We start from the raw sequence: 14,215 nt of genomic DNA, 5'->3' as shown, positions 1-14,215 counted from the left end.
AGATTAATTGACGTGCAGAGATGCATGTTGATAACAGAATTTGCCTGGCGGCTTTAGCGCGGTGGTCCCACCTGACCCCATGCCGAACTCAGAAGTGAAACGCCGTAGCGCCGATGGTAGTGTGGGGTCTCCCCATGTGAGAGTAGGGAACTGCCAGGCATCAATAAAGAAGAACCCCGGTCCGCAAGGTCCGGGGTTTTTTGCTTTTGACATTATGTAAGATCTCAGACTTCCTCCTGCCAAACTAATCCCCAATCGACTCACATATACGGTAAACTATCGCAGAAATTGCATCAGGATAGCGTCTATGAATCATAACCTTAAGCCCTGGAATACCTTTGGTATTCAACGAATTGCCGATAACATTGTACGTGCCGATAATACTCACCAACTTCTTGATGCGTGGAACACGGCGACTGAAAATAATCAACCTGTGCTGATCCTGGGTGAAGGAAGTAACGTCCTTTTCCTTGATGATTTTGCCGGTACAGTCATTATTAACCGCATTATGGGCATTGAGGTTAGTGAAACGGATGAGAGCTGGCATCTGCATGTAGGGGCGGGTGAAAACTGGCATAAATTGGTGCAATTCACGCTTGAAAAAGGGATGGCAGGGCTGGAAAACCTGGCGCTGATTCCTGGCTGCGTTGGCTCTTCCCCCATTCAGAATATTGGTGCTTATGGCATTGAACTTAAACATGTTTGTGACTATGTCGACTGCATCGAATTGGCGACCGGAAAAGCGAGCCGCCTGACCGCAGAACAGTGCCGTTTTGGTTATCGAGACAGTATTTTCAAGCATGAGTATCAGGATCGCTATGTCATCGTGTCCGTGGGTTTGCGCCTCGCAAAACGCTGGCAGCCAGTATTAACCTACGGTGATTTAACCCGCCTTGATCCGACAAAAGTCACTGCGCGTGAAGTTTTCGACGCTGTATGTCATATGCGGATGACAAAACTTCCCGATCCTAAAGTAAATGGAAATGCCGGTAGTTTCTTCAAAAACCCCGTTATCAGCGGCGAATCGGCAAAAACGTTGCTCGCAGAATGGCCCAACGTACCGCATTACCCGCAGGCAGACGGGGAGGTGAAGCTGGCTGCTGGATGGCTTATCGATCAGTGTCAGCTCAAAGGTTCGGTAAAAGGGGGGGCAGCGGTGCATCGTCAGCAGGCTCTGGTGCTGATCAATGAAAATAATGCGACCAGCGACGATGTCGTCGCTCTGGCCCATTATGTTCGCCAATGTGTTGGCGATAAATTCGGTGTTTGGCTTGAACCAGAGGTCCGTTTTATCGGACCTAAGGGTGAAGTAAATGCCGTGGAGACGATTGCGTGAGAGATAATACCGTTCCATTAACGCTGATTAGCATTCTTGCTGATGGTGAATTCCACTCGGGTGAGCAACTGGGCGAACGCTTGGGCATGAGTCGTGCGGCGATCAATAAGCACATTCAGACCCTGCGCGACTGGGGCGTTGATGTTTTCACTGTACCCGGCAAAGGCTATAGTTTGCCGGAACCTATTCAGCTATTGGATGAAAATGTCATTCGCAGCCAGTTGAAGCAGGGAAAAGTGACCGTACTGCCGGTTATCGACTCCACAAATCAGTATTTGTTAGACCGAATTAATGAACTGAACTCTGGTGATAGCTGCGTCGCTGAATATCAGCAGGCGGGTCGGGGACGTCGGGGACGTAAGTGGTTCTCACCGTTTGGAGCAAATCTTTATCTCTCCATGTTCTGGCGTCTTGAACAAGGTCCGGCTGCCGCCATCGGTTTAAGTCTGGTGATCGGCATCGTGATTGCCGAAGTGTTGCACAGTCTGGGCGCGGATAAAGTACGTGTAAAATGGCCTAACGATCTTTATCTGAACGATCGGAAACTTGCAGGCATTTTGGTCGAAATGACGGGGAAAACCGGCGATGCAGCACAGATCGTGATCGGTGCCGGTCTCAATATGGTCATGCGCAACGTGCAGGCGGACGTCGTCAATCAGGGTTGGATAACGCTCCAGGAAGCGGGCGTGACTATTGATCGTAATATTCTTGCTGTGCGTCTAATTAAAGAATTACGTCAATCATTAACGCTTTTTGAGCAAGAAGGGCTTTCGCCGTTCCTGGGTCGTTGGGAAAAGCTGGATAATTTTATTCATCGCCCGGTGAAGCTGATTATTGGTGATAAGGAGATCTTTGGTACTTCACGTGGCATCGATGCTCAAGGTGCTCTCTTGCTAGAACAGGAGGGTATTTTAAAGCCGTGGGTGGGTGGCGAAATCTCACTGCGAAGCGCAGAATAACCTAAGGGAGCCAAAGGCTCCCTTTTTTGTGCGCGCGTATATTACCCCCCCTAAAGTAGTAGGCCTTGAAAGAATATTAGTAAGAATAAGGAGTTAACGAAAGTCGGCAAAAATTAACGACGAAAAAGTATTTCTAAATATTTCTCAGGGTAACTTTTTATTAAAACAGGAATCACATTAAGTAGGTATAAAATCCATTTAACCATTTTTAGTCGATATTTAAATCTGTCTTTTAACTTATTCGTTGAATTTTAAATCTGTAAATTACCTTTAGTTAAGTCAATGAGATCACCGTGTTTTTTTCGTTCAAAAACAGTTAGCATGTGTCGAGTCGATGTTTACTGTTAAGTCGTAAATAAACACCCCGGCATTAAAACCATAATTTAAGCATGCCCATAATAAACGTTCAGTTAACTCTGCAACGTCACTGTACACCTACACCTGAATAAAACTCGTCTGTCGATCGTAAATGGCCACGTGAGTCAAACTGTGGTGTGTACATTATGTATTTGTAAATCATGAGTATAACTATGAATCACTATGATGATTTGCAGCGATTTAAGGACAAAACGCGCAATCAGGCGCTCGATTTTAAAGACTTCTCAGGACAAACTCAGGGGAGCGAGCAAGGAAGTTGGGCCATTCTTAATCAACTTCTTCCAGCAACGGAAACAAATGCCCTTGCAGTTGGGGGACACGTCTCTTTACCCATTCCGCAACCCGTCACGCCTGAAGCATTTGCACTGACGGATGCTGCCTTCGTGCCCGACAGGGTTGCGATTGAGACGGTGTCTCATGATGCCCCTTCGATATTAAATGACGTTGCCGAGCAGCTTGCCGCAGTGCCTGACACACTCTCTGTAGCACCTGCACCTGCACCTGCACCTGCACCCGAATCGGTTCGTGCCGTTATGCCTGCGCCTGCTCCGGCTGAGGTGAATTTCTCGCGTCTGTTTGCGCCTGCGACGAACACCCCGACGCCCACCGCTGAAAAAAATCAGCCCCTGAATTCCCTGCTGGAAAGGATCGCCACATGCCGTTAGTTTGCATTTGTTCGCCAAAAGGCGGCGTGGGTAAGACGACCATGACCGCAAATCTGGCTTATGCGCTCGCGCGCTCGGGAAGTAAGGTTTTAGCGCTGGATTTCGATGTGCAAAATGCGTTACGCCTGCATTTTGGTGTGCCGCTTTCTGACACCCGTGGCTACGTTGCCAGAGCAGCAGAATCCTCCGACTGGAGCCAGTTTGTGCTCACAGCCGGTGGAAACTTATTTGTGTTGCCGTACGGCGATGCCACCGAACCGCAACGCATGGCGTTTGAAGAACGACTCACACATGATGAGCATTTCCTCACGCGCGGTTTAAGCACCCTTTTGAATTATCCTGGGCTGATTATTATTGCCGATTTCCCACCGGGACCGTCGCCAGCCTTAAAAGCGATGTCACGCCTGGCGGATCTGCACTTGATTACGCTGATGGCAGACACCGCTTCACTCTCCCTGTTGCCGCAAATTGAAAATCAACGCCTGACGGGCGGCGCGCTCAATCATAAAGCCGGGCACTATTTTATCCTCAATCAAAGCGACAACCGCCGACAGATCAGTCGTGATGTCACCGCCTTTGTTGAAAATAAACTTGGCGACAAATTGCTGGGCGTTGTACACCGCGACGAAAGCGTTGGCGAAGCCAATGCCTCCCAACAGTCCGTATTTGACTTCAGTCCGGCATCCGCCGCGGCCTTCGACATTGAGCTTATTGCCAAAAAAGTCGCGGGTATTCTTGGAGTGAAAGTGGGTGACGGCACTGTTCACACCCTTCCGCGTCATTCCGGGTTTTAAACTCAGGCAGAGCAACCTATGAAAAAGTTTCTATTTATTTTGCTGGCCTTAGCAATGATTCCTGTTGCCTTGCTCATCATCATCACGCCGATGGACAGCCAGAAACAATATATCTTCGGCTTTATCAGTATTGGCCTTCTGTTTTTAATGGGCTTTAGCAAAAGACGCAGTATTTCTGTAATTATGGTGGTGATGTCATTATTGATGTCGACCCGCTATATGTATTTCCGCCTCACGCAAACCCTGCATTTTAATTCTGAGATTGAAACAATACTCGGGATGGGGTTATTTCTGGCGGAAGTCTACGTCTGGGTGCTCTTGCTGCTCAACTATCTGCAAACCATCTGGCCGCTAAAGCGTGAAATTGTCCCGCTGCCCGACGATATGTCGAAATGGCCAACGGTTGACGTCTACATCCCAACCTATAACGAATCGCTGGACGTGGTGCGTGATACGGTGCTGGCTGCGCAGTGTATCGACTACCCGCGCGACAAAATGAAGATTTACCTGCTCGATGACGGGAAGCGCCGCGAGTTTGCCGTCTTCGCGGCAGACGTTGGCGTGGGTTATATCACCCGTAACGACAACTCTCACGCGAAAGCGGGCAACCTGAACCATGCGATGAAACTGACGCAGGGTGAGCTGATTACGGTGTTTGACTGCGACCACGTTGCCACGCGTATTTTCCTGCAAGCTACCGTGGGCGGGTTCCTGAAAGATCCTAAGCTGGCACTGGTGCAAACGCCGCACTATTTCTATTCGCCGGACCCGTTCGAACGTAACCTCTCCGTCGGGCGCAATATCCCGAATGAAGGGACGCTGTTCTACGGCCCAATCCAGCAGGGTAACGACAACTGGAACGCCACGTTCTTCTGCGGCTCCTGTGCGGTTATCCGCCGTAGCGCATTGGAAGAGATCGGCGGCTTCGCCGTGGAAACTGTCACCGAAGATGCGCACACCGCGTTGAAAATGCAGCGTCTCGGCTGGAAATCCGCCTTTCTTGATATCCCCCTGGCCGCCGGTCTTGCTACCGAACGTCTGGTGCTGCACGTCATCCAGCGAACCCGTTGGGCACGTGGCATGACGCAAATTTTCCGTCTGGATAACCCGCTGTTAGGCCGTGGGCTGACGATTCAGCAGCGCCTGTGCTACCTCAGCGCCATGCTCTACTATCAGTTCGCGCTGCCGCGTATCGCATTCTTAACCGCGCCGCTGGCCTATCTGCTGTTCAACCTCAACATCATTCACTCGTCGGCGGGTCTGGTGTTTGCCTATGCGCTGCCGCACCTGTTCCTGGCGATTTACCTCAACTCGCGGATGAACGGACGCTATCGCTACAGCTTCTGGGGCGAAATCTACGATTTGGTGCTGGCGTTCCATCTGGTATTGCCAACTGCCGTGACCATGATTTTCCCGAAGCGCGGCAAGTTCAACGTGACGGATAAAGGGGCGCTGCTTAACGTCGGCTACTTCGATTTCCGGGTCGTGCGCCCGCATCTGGTGATCGCCATTTTGCTGGCTATCGGCGTCATCGCCGGTATCGTTCGCGCGTGTGCCCACGACTACTACGGCGTCGATCCCAGCGTTATCGCGCTCAACGTCGGTTGGGGACTTTACAGCCTGATCTTCCTGCTGGCGGCGATTGCCGTCGCCCGTGAAACGCGCCAGACGCGCAAAACCATTCGTATCGACGTCAAAATCCCGGTGCTGATTCACTACGCCAGCGGGATCTCTTCCCGCAGCCAGACGGCGGATTTATCGATGGGCGGTTGCCGTATCGAACTCCCGGATGATCGCCATCTGACGGATGAAATCGAAGAGGTGGAACTGCTGCTGCAATCGGGTGCGATCAGTATTCCGGTGAAGGTGGTCGCCACTGACGAAGAGTATATCCGCCTGATGTTTGAAGATATTCCTCTGGCGCGCCGCCGTGAACTGGTGCGCGTGGTATTGGCTCGCGCTGATGCGTGGATCCAGCCGCCAAAACCGCAGGACAATCCGTTCCGTTCGCTGCTGACCATCGTGCGCTGCGTCTTTGATCTCTTCTGGCTGACGTGGAAAACGCGCCGGGAGAACCGCCGTGCGCAAGCGCAAGTGCAGGAGGACGGCAACGTATGAAGCACCTGACAAAACTCACTCTGCTGGCGGCGTCGTTATTTGCGCTGCCGCTGCATAGCGAAGAAACCTCTGTTGAGGCGCTCTTGCCGGTAGAAATGCCCGCGCCGACCACGCCAGTGCTGGCGAATTTTGTGCCGTCCACGGTAAACAGTATCAGCGTGGCGCAGATGGGCCAGCCGCAGGGCCTGGTGCTGAGCGGCGGCCAGTTACAGGGCGGGATGAACTTCACTCTCCCGGTCGATCAGGTCATCACGAACGCGCAACTCTCGTTGAACCTGAAAGTCTCTCCGGCAATGGCAACGCGCAACGCCACTATGCAACTGATGCTCAACGGTCAGCCGCTTGGCACCGTGCCGCTGGGTGCGGCAGACAGCGATGTGTCTCGCTTCCAGCTTGATATCCCCGCTGCGCTGTTGGTATCCAGCAACAGCCTGAGCTTCAAGATTAACGATGGCGATGCGATGCAGTGCCAGCGCGATCTGTCGGAAAAATACCGCGTCACGATCCTGCCGGACTCTCGCTTTGATTTGGAAGGCCAGCAGCTCGATATCGGCTCGGATCTCAGCCATTTCCCGCGCCCGTTCTTTGATTCGATGCAGATGACGCCGGCCACCATTGCTTTCGCCTTTGGGCCCACGCTCAGCAGCGATACGCTCAGCGCAGCGGCGTCGATCTCCTCCTGGCTCGGCATTCAGGCGGATTATCGCGGCGTCTCATTTGCCGCGCTGCACGACACGCTGCCAGAGAAAAACGGCATTCTGATCGGCCACCCCGGTGAGAAAATTGGTGGCCTGACGCTGCCGCAGTCTTCTCAGCCGATGCTGCAGGTTATCGATAACCCGGCGAACCCGGTTTATAAACTGCTGCTGATCGTCGGTAACGACGACGCGGCGCTGCGCACCGCCGCATGGCGACTGACGCGGGGCAACTTCACGCAGCAAACCGCCAGCATGACGATCCCCACGCAGACGATCCCGGCGAGCAAGCCGTACGACGCGCCGCGCTGGATCCCAACCGATCGTCCGGTGAAGCTCTCAGAGCTGATCCGCAAGGATCAAAGTCTGACCGTCACCGGGATCTGGCATGCGCCGCTGCGCGTGGCCTTCCGCGCCGCGCCGGATCTGTTTCTGTGGGACGGTGAAACCATTCCGCTGCATATCGGCTACCGTTTCCCGACCGAAAGCTGGATCGATGAAAACAAGTCCTGGCTGAGCATGACCATGAACGACACGTTCCTGCACAACCTGCCGGTCAACAAGCAGGGCGCGCTGGAAACGCTGTGGCACAAAGTCGGTGGCGATGCACGGCAGGAGAAATTCGACATGCCGCTTGAGCCGTACATGATTTACGGCGACAACCAGCTGTCGCTCTATTTCAACATCACGGCGAAAGAGAACGCGCCGTGTAGCGTGCTGATGAACAACAACATCAAGAGCCGCATCGACGAAGACTCGTGGATCGATCTGAGCCACACGCGCCACTTCTCGCTTCTGCCGAATCTTTCCTATTTTGTCGGCGCATCCTTCCCGTTTACGCGTCTGGCCGACTATTCGCAGACCGTTCTGCTGCTGCCTGAACAGCCGACCGAAACGCAAATCGCGACGCTGCTGGATATGGCAGCGCGTTCCGGTAATGCCACCGGCACGGCGCTGTATAACAACCGCGTGGTGCTCGGCGTGCCGACAGCCGGTGGCAATCTGGAGCTGTTGCGCACGCGCGATGTTCTGGCGGTCAGCGGCATGGCGCAGCACGACTTTAACCAGGCGCTGTTGAGCAGCTCGCCGTTTACCTCCCATGACAACACGCTGGGCGTTCGCACCCCGTCAACCTGGCAGAAACTGCAACGCTGGCTGGCGGGCGACTGGACCTCCGATGGCGTCGAAGCCGATCGCTATTTCTCCTCGAACGAAGCCTGGCGCGGGTTTGTCAGTTTCCGTTCCCCGTGGAGCAGCGATCGTCTGGTGGTGATGGCGCTCGGCAGTAACGACGAGCAGTTAGCCCGTCTGCATGACGATTTAACCTCCGCGCGCATCAACGCCGGAATTCGCGGTGACGCGGCCATTATCACCAACGAAAACGGCGTACGCAGCTTCCGCGTGGGGTCGCAGTTCCCGAGCGGCGAAATGCCGACCCAGATGATGATTGTCTGGTACGCCAACCAGCACTCGGCGCTGCTGGCGATTCTGGGACTGATCATGAGTACGCTTTGCGGGTTGGGGCTGTATGCCTGGCTGAAAAAGCGCGCGCGTAAGCGTTTGAATCCGGAGACGGGAAAGTGAAAAAAATAACCATTAAATCGGCAATCTGTCTCTCCGGCGTGCTGGCGTTTGGATCGGCGGCTTATGCGGCGCAAAACGATGCGGCGCTGAAAGCGTTGTTCGACCAGGCCAACTACTGGCACGAAAAATCTCACGATGACCTGGCGAGCGAATCGCTCAAAAAGGTGTTGATGGTTGATGCCAACAACACGCAAGCGCTGTATCTGATGGCATTGTGGGCGCAGCAAAACGGTGATTTACAGGGCGCGGCGCAGTGGCGTGCGCGGCTGGCAAAAGTCTCGCCGGGCGATGCGAGTTTGCAATCGCTGGATAATGCCAAACAGATGACGCAAGTCCCGCAGGGCACGCTGACGCTGGCGCGTCAGCAGGCGCGGAGCGGTAATATTCCCGCCGCGCTGGCGACCTGGAAAACGCTGTTTAGCGGTGACACGCCGCCTGCGAGCCTGGCGCCCGAATATTACCAGACCATGGGCAGCGATAAATCGCGCTATCCGCAGGCACTCGCGGAATTACAGCGCTTTGCGGCGCAAAACCCGCAGGACAACGCCGCACGCGTAACGTTGGGCAAAATGCTGACCTGGCAGGAAAGCACGCGCCGCGACGGGATTATCCAGCTCCAACAGATGGCGAGTGGCAGCAAAGACGCGGATGCAGGCTTGCGTCAGGCGCTGCTGTGGCTGGGACCCAAAGCGGGTGACGAGCAGTTCTACGACACCTGGCTGCAACGTCATCCGCAGGACAGCGAAGTGCAGGCGTACTATCGCAAAAATATTGGCGGTGCCGCGAAAGGTGAAGGGTATACCGCGTTGAACAGCGGCAATACCGACGCGGCAAAACGTCAGTTTGAGCAGGTGCTGCAAACCAACCCGCAGGATGCCGACGCGCTAGCGGGAATGGGGTATATCGCTCAGCGCAGCGGTGACTATCAGGCGGCCGCGCAATATCTCGGACGCGCCGCCAGCCAGGGCGGGGACGCATCAACGGAGCGCCAAACGCAGGCCGACGACGCTGCATTTTACGGTCAACTCGCCCAGGCGCAGCAGGCGCTGAGAGAGGGCAACGTCAGCCAGGCGCTGGCGCTCTCTGCGCCGCTGGTGCAGCAAAGTGGCGAACGTGGAACGGCGGCCAAACTGTTCCGCGCCGATGTGCTGCGCCACAACAAGGATTATCCGCAGGCCGAACAGACGCTGCGTGAGTTGATTAACCAGCAGCCGCAAAACGGCGCGGCGCGGGAAAACCTCTATTACGTTCTGAAAGAGCAGAACAAAACGGAAGACGCACAGGCGATGCTGCGCACGTTGCCAGCGAGTTTGCAGGCGAAGCTCCAGCCGCGTGTGGTGGCGGGTTTGCCGGGCGATCCGATTCGTCGTCAGGCGCAGCAGGCAGCGGCCAGCGGCAATACCGAACAGGCCATCGGCATTCTGCGTCAGGGCATTGCGCGTTTACCGGATGACCCATGGTTACGTCTCGATCTGGCGCGTTTGCTGCAAAAATCAGGTGCGGATGGCGAAGCGGCGGCGGTGATGCAACCCGTATCCCGTCCGGGGGCTGGCGCAAGTTCCCTGTACGCGGCGGCGTTATTTGCCAGTGAAAGTGGGGCATGGCAGCAATCACAAACCCTTCTGTCGCGTATTTCTCCTGCCAGCCAGACGCCACAAATGCGCGAGCTGGCGCAGCGCGTGAATACCAATCTGCAAATGGTGACGGCTGAACGCTATCTGGCGCAGGGGAATTCTGTGGCAGCGGCGAACACGCTTAAAACGCTGTCAGCGCGTCCGCCGGAAAGCCCGGCAGATGCGGGCAAACTGGCGCGAATGCTGGCGCAAAGCGGCGATCTCACTACCGCCGTGTCGGTGGTACGCAGCAATATGCGTGAGGGCGTGCAGGGGAACGCGGGCGATTATGCCGATCAGGTCGCGGTGCTGAATCAGGCCGGGCTGAACGGCGAAGCGCAGAGTTTCCTGTCGAATCCAGAATTGCTCTCGCGTAGCACGCCAACGCAGCTTGCGGGCGTGCGAAATGGCTATGTGATCAATGAAGCGGATCAGCTTCGTGAGCAGGGCAACTATGCGGCAGCGTATGACAAGCTGATTCGCGCTCTGCAAAGCGATCCGCAAAATACCGATCTGATGTTTGCGATGGCGCGTCTGTATCAGACCGGCAAAATGAACAAAGAAGCGGGTGTGGTTTACGACTACCTGATGACGCGGGACACGCCAACTCAGGACGCTCGCGTGGGCGCAATCGATGTGGCGCTGGCAGAAGATAACGTGGCCAAAGCGAAACAGCTCGCCAACGGCCTGCAAAGCGATACGTCGCCGCAGCGTCTGATTTTACTGGCACGGCTGGAAGAGGCGCAGGGCAATCATCAGCAGGCGATGACTTATCTGCGCAGCGCGCGCGGCAAGCTGCTGGGGCTGCAATCGACCAACAGCTCTGCGACACCGACTATGGGCGGCCTGCTGCTGGCGGATAATCCGTTCGTCACGACCAGCCGTTCGTCACAGGCGATAGGCGCGACAACGTCCAGCGATAGCGCATTGCCGTGGCAACTGGCGCAAACCGCACGGGAGCCGGGCACGACGCTTCCGGGCACGATGCGTACCGATTTGCCGCAGGAGACGGCCCAAAGCCGCGCGCTGCGTCAGGTGGACGACATGATGCAGCGGATGGACGAACAGACCGGCATGTGGCTGCAGGGCGGCGTCGAAGTGCGCGGTCGCGATGGCGAATCGGGCACCAGCAAACTGACCGAAGCCAAAGCCCCGCTGACCTGGTCCAGCTCGCCGTTTGGTGAGTCGCGTTTCGAGTTTACCGCCACACCGGTGACGCTGAGTGCGGGTAGCGCCAGCGGAGACGCGTGGCGTCGCTTTGGTTCTAACCCACTGGCGAATGCCGCCTCGAATATGGTTTCAACAGCGACGAACGAACAAAAAGCCATTGCGGCAATGAGTGCAACGGAGCGTGCCACTTACCTCGCTGCTCACCCTGGTGCTGAGTCGTTGGCTGGCCTTGGGACGCTGGATAGCAATGACTACAACCTTACCAGCTCCGACGGTCAGCTAAATCTGGCAAAATTGGGCAGTTACGATAGCGGAAAGGTGGGTGATTATCTCGAAGCATCAAATCTGAAGCCAAACGTTAATCAGCCCGGCGATGTGTCTACGGATTCCCAAAAGGCGAATGGCGTTGAACTGAACATGGCGCTCAGCGGTAAGGATTATCGTCTGGATGTTGGTAGCACGCCGTTAGGGCAGGATTTGAGTACGCTGGTGGGGGGCGTGAAATGGTCGCCAAAACTGACAAACTACCTGTCGTTGATCCTGACCGGTGAACGCCGCGCGGTGACCGATAGCCTTCTTTCGTATGTCGGGCTGGAAGACAAATACTCGGGTAAGCGCTGGGGTCGCGTGACCAAAAACGGAGGGAGCTTGCAACTGAGCTATGACGACGGCGATGCAGGTTTTTATGTGGGCGGCGGCGGTTACAGCTATCTCGGCGAAAACGTCGCGAGCAATACCAGCATGAATACCAATGCGGGCGTCTATCTGCGGCCATATCACGATGATTTCCGCGAAGTGAAAACCGGTTTAAGCATGAGCTGGATGGACTTCTCGAAAAATCTCAGTCAGTTCACCTTTGGTCAGGGTGGCTACTTCAGTCCGCAGAACTATGTCAGCGTCTCGCTGCCAATCGATTATTCGCAAAAAATCGATAACTGGAAGCTGAAACTGGGCGGCTCAGTGGGCTACCAATCCTACAGCCAGGACAGTAGCGACTATTTCCCGACCAATGATAACTGGCAGCAGCTGCTGGAAGGCGCGGTCGAGAGCGGTTTCGCGAAAACAGCCACTTACAAAGGCACGTCTGAAAATGGCATTGGCTATACGATGCGCGCCGGCGTGGATTACAACGTCAACAAAGACATGACCATCGGCGGCAAAGTGGGTTATGACACCTTTGGCAGCTATAACGAAAGTACGGCGGGGCTCTATTTCCGCTACATGCTGGGAGAAAAATAATGACAACGACACTGGAAAACCCTGCGCTATTGGGTTGGTTTCGCGGACAGCAAACGCCGGAAGGGTGGTTTGATCTGCTGGCGCTGATTGTGGACGGCATGGTGCGCAACGTGGGCGAACTGGAGAGCCAGCCGTTCTTACGCCAGATGGGTATCGCGCTGGCCGATCAGTATCCACTCCCGCCATCCGAAACTGTGGGTGAACTCGAAGCGAATATCAACGCGCAACTGGCGCGTTTTGGCTGGGGATGTGTGGAGATCGAAACCAGCGATACCGATCTTACGCTGCGTCATCAGGCCCTGCCGGTGAGCCGGATTGATGAGCAGCAAAGCCGCTGGTGCCATGCCTTCTGTGCAATACTGGAAGGGCTTTATGTCCGCTGGATGCAGGGGCAGGGCGGAAAAGCGCACGTGACGGTGAGTCGCGAGCGTCTTTTTTCCCTTTCAGACGTGCAGTTCCGTTACCACAACCCACAATGAGCTAATTATGCGTAAGCCCGCATGCGCCGTACTGGCGGTCATGATGACTGTGATGTTTTCCCCGTTCTCTCAGGCCGGACAGGCCTGGGAGAGTTATAAAGCGCGCTTTTTGATGCCGGATGGCCGGATTGTCGATACCGGCAACGGCAATGTTTCCCACACCGAAGGGCAAGGCTTTGCCATGCTGATGGCGGTGGCGAGCGACGACAAAACGGCGTTCGACAAGCTTTGGCAGTGGACGGACAGTACGTTGAAAAACAAAAGCAACGGCCTGTTTTACTGGCGCTACAATCCGGTCCTGCCGGACCCGATTCCTGACAAAAATAATGCCTCCGATGGCGACGCGCTGATCGCCTGGGCGTTATTAAAAGCGGACGCGCGCTGGCATGATGCGCGTTACAGCCAGGCATCTGATGCGATCACCAAATCGCTGGTGGCGCGCACGGTTATTCACTATGCGGGTTACCGCGTGATGCTGCCGGGCGCGCAGGGATTCAATCTCAACAGCGAAGTGATTCTGAATCCGTCGTACTTTATTTTCCCAGCCTGGCAGGCCTTCGCCGATCGCAGCCATTTGCAGGTGTGGCGCGAGCTGATTCAGGATGGACACAAGGTGCTGGGCAAAATGGGTACGGGGACGGCGAATTTGCCGACCGACTGGATGTCACTGGCGGCGGGCGGCAAGCTGACCCCCGCCAACGCCTGGCCGCCGCGCATGAGCTACGATGCGATCCGTATTCCGCTGTATATCCACTGGTCGAGTCCGCAAAGTCCGTCACTGACGCCATGGCGCAGCTGGTTTGGACAGTTTAGCCGCGAGAAAACCCCAGCCTGGGTGAATGTCACGACCAATGAATACGCGCCTTACATGATGCAAGGCGGGTTGCTGGCAGTGCGTGATTTAACGATGGGGCAATCCACTGGCGAACCGGATATCACCGCGATGGATGATTATTATTCGGCGAGTCTGAAGATGTTGGTGTGGTTGGCGGAGCAGTAGTAACGTTTTCTCCTCGCGAGGGAGAGAGTATACCTGCGCAGCTCCCTCTCCATTAGGGAGAGGGCTGGGGCGAGGGGGATATGCGGTTCAGTGGATTGTTCCGTTCACTTCCAGTTTCGTGCTTTTCTATCAATCCTGAACCTGTGAACGTGCCAGGGTGGCTCAATCGCCACCACCCTGGCAAC

At 55.4% G+C, this 14,215-nt stretch carries 9 protein-coding genes and 1 rRNA gene; all 10 read left to right on the top strand.

Annotation, left to right across the window (positions count from 1 at the left end; all coding sequences use genetic code 11):
- Positions 1-43: 43 nt before the first annotated feature.
- The 10 genes from rrf to I6L74_RS07365 all read left to right on the top strand — a co-directional run bounded on the left by rrf (position 44) and on the right by I6L74_RS07365 (position 14,030).
- Positions 44-159 (top strand): 5S ribosomal RNA (gene rrf / locus I6L74_RS07410).
- Positions 160-307: 148 nt separating this feature from the next.
- Positions 308-1,336 (top strand): UDP-N-acetylmuramate dehydrogenase, encoded by a 1,029-nt coding sequence (gene murB / locus I6L74_RS07405; RefSeq protein WP_059180403.1) that lies wholly within the window; start codon positions 308-310, stop codon positions 1,334-1,336.
- Positions 1,333-2,295 carry a bifunctional biotin--[acetyl-CoA-carboxylase] ligase/biotin operon repressor BirA gene (gene birA / locus I6L74_RS07400; RefSeq protein ID WP_059180402.1) on the top strand — a complete coding sequence of 321 codons (963 nt, stop codon included), beginning with the start codon at positions 1,333-1,335 and terminating at the stop codon, positions 2,293-2,295. Before murB ends, birA begins: the two co-directional genes overlap by 4 nt.
- 530 nt (positions 2,296-2,825) lie before the next feature.
- Positions 2,826-3,338 carry a cellulose biosynthesis protein BcsO gene (gene bcsO / locus I6L74_RS07395; RefSeq protein ID WP_059180401.1) on the top strand — a complete coding sequence of 171 codons (513 nt, stop codon included), beginning with the start codon at positions 2,826-2,828 and terminating at the stop codon, positions 3,336-3,338.
- Positions 3,329-4,132 (top strand): cellulose biosynthesis protein BcsQ, encoded by an 804-nt coding sequence (bcsQ, locus tag I6L74_RS07390; RefSeq protein ID WP_015960901.1) that lies wholly within the window; start codon positions 3,329-3,331, stop codon positions 4,130-4,132. Before bcsO ends, bcsQ begins: the two co-directional genes overlap by 10 nt.
- A gap of 18 nt (positions 4,133-4,150) precedes the next feature.
- Positions 4,151-6,250: a UDP-forming cellulose synthase catalytic subunit gene (bcsA, locus tag I6L74_RS07385; RefSeq protein WP_059180400.1), complete on the top strand. Its 2,100-nt coding sequence runs from the start codon at positions 4,151-4,153 to the stop codon at positions 6,248-6,250.
- Positions 6,247-8,529 (top strand): cellulose biosynthesis cyclic di-GMP-binding regulatory protein BcsB, encoded by a 2,283-nt coding sequence (gene bcsB / locus I6L74_RS07380; protein WP_059180399.1) that lies wholly within the window; start codon positions 6,247-6,249, stop codon positions 8,527-8,529. The genes bcsA and bcsB overlap by 4 nt, the downstream gene beginning before the upstream one ends.
- Positions 8,526-12,551: a cellulose biosynthesis protein BcsC gene (locus I6L74_RS07375; protein ID WP_059180398.1), complete on the top strand. Its 4,026-nt coding sequence runs from the start codon at positions 8,526-8,528 to the stop codon at positions 12,549-12,551. The genes bcsB and I6L74_RS07375 overlap by 4 nt, the downstream gene beginning before the upstream one ends.
- Complete coding sequence (bcsD, locus tag I6L74_RS07370) at positions 12,551-13,030, top strand: cellulose biosynthesis protein BcsD (RefSeq protein ID WP_059180397.1); 480 nt, start codon at positions 12,551-12,553, stop codon at positions 13,028-13,030. Before I6L74_RS07375 ends, bcsD begins: the two co-directional genes overlap by 1 nt.
- A 7-nt stretch (positions 13,031-13,037) precedes the next feature.
- Positions 13,038-14,030, top strand: coding sequence for a family 8 glycosyl hydrolase (locus I6L74_RS07365; protein ID WP_059180396.1), 993 nt, complete (start codon positions 13,038-13,040; stop codon positions 14,028-14,030).
- Positions 14,031-14,215 lie beyond the last annotated feature (185 nt).

This window comes from Lelliottia amnigena (genome assembly GCF_019047465.1).
Taxonomy (GTDB): Bacteria; Pseudomonadota; Gammaproteobacteria; order Enterobacterales; family Enterobacteriaceae; genus Enterobacter; species Enterobacter amnigenus.
The sequence above is the reverse complement of the archived record's forward strand: the minus strand, read 5'-3'. Positions and strand labels throughout refer to the sequence as shown.

Excerpts from the sequence above, each read along its gene's own strand:
- murB (WP_059180403.1), top strand. The coding sequence starts at position 308 with ATGAATCATAACCTTAAGCCCTGGAATACCTTTGGTATTCAACGAATT.
- bcsO (WP_059180401.1), top strand. The coding sequence starts at position 2,826 with ATGAATCACTATGATGATTTGCAGCGATTTAAGGACAAAACGCGCAAT.
- bcsQ (WP_015960901.1), top strand. The coding sequence starts at position 3,329 with ATGCCGTTAGTTTGCATTTGTTCGCCAAAAGGCGGCGTGGGTAAGACG.
- bcsA (WP_059180400.1), top strand. The coding sequence starts at position 4,151 with ATGAAAAAGTTTCTATTTATTTTGCTGGCCTTAGCAATGATTCCTGTT.
- bcsB (WP_059180399.1), top strand. The coding sequence starts at position 6,247 with ATGAAGCACCTGACAAAACTCACTCTGCTGGCGGCGTCGTTATTTGCG.
- bcsD (WP_059180397.1), top strand. The coding sequence starts at position 12,551 with ATGACAACGACACTGGAAAACCCTGCGCTATTGGGTTGGTTTCGCGGA.
- I6L74_RS07365 (WP_059180396.1), top strand. The coding sequence starts at position 13,038 with ATGCGTAAGCCCGCATGCGCCGTACTGGCGGTCATGATGACTGTGATG.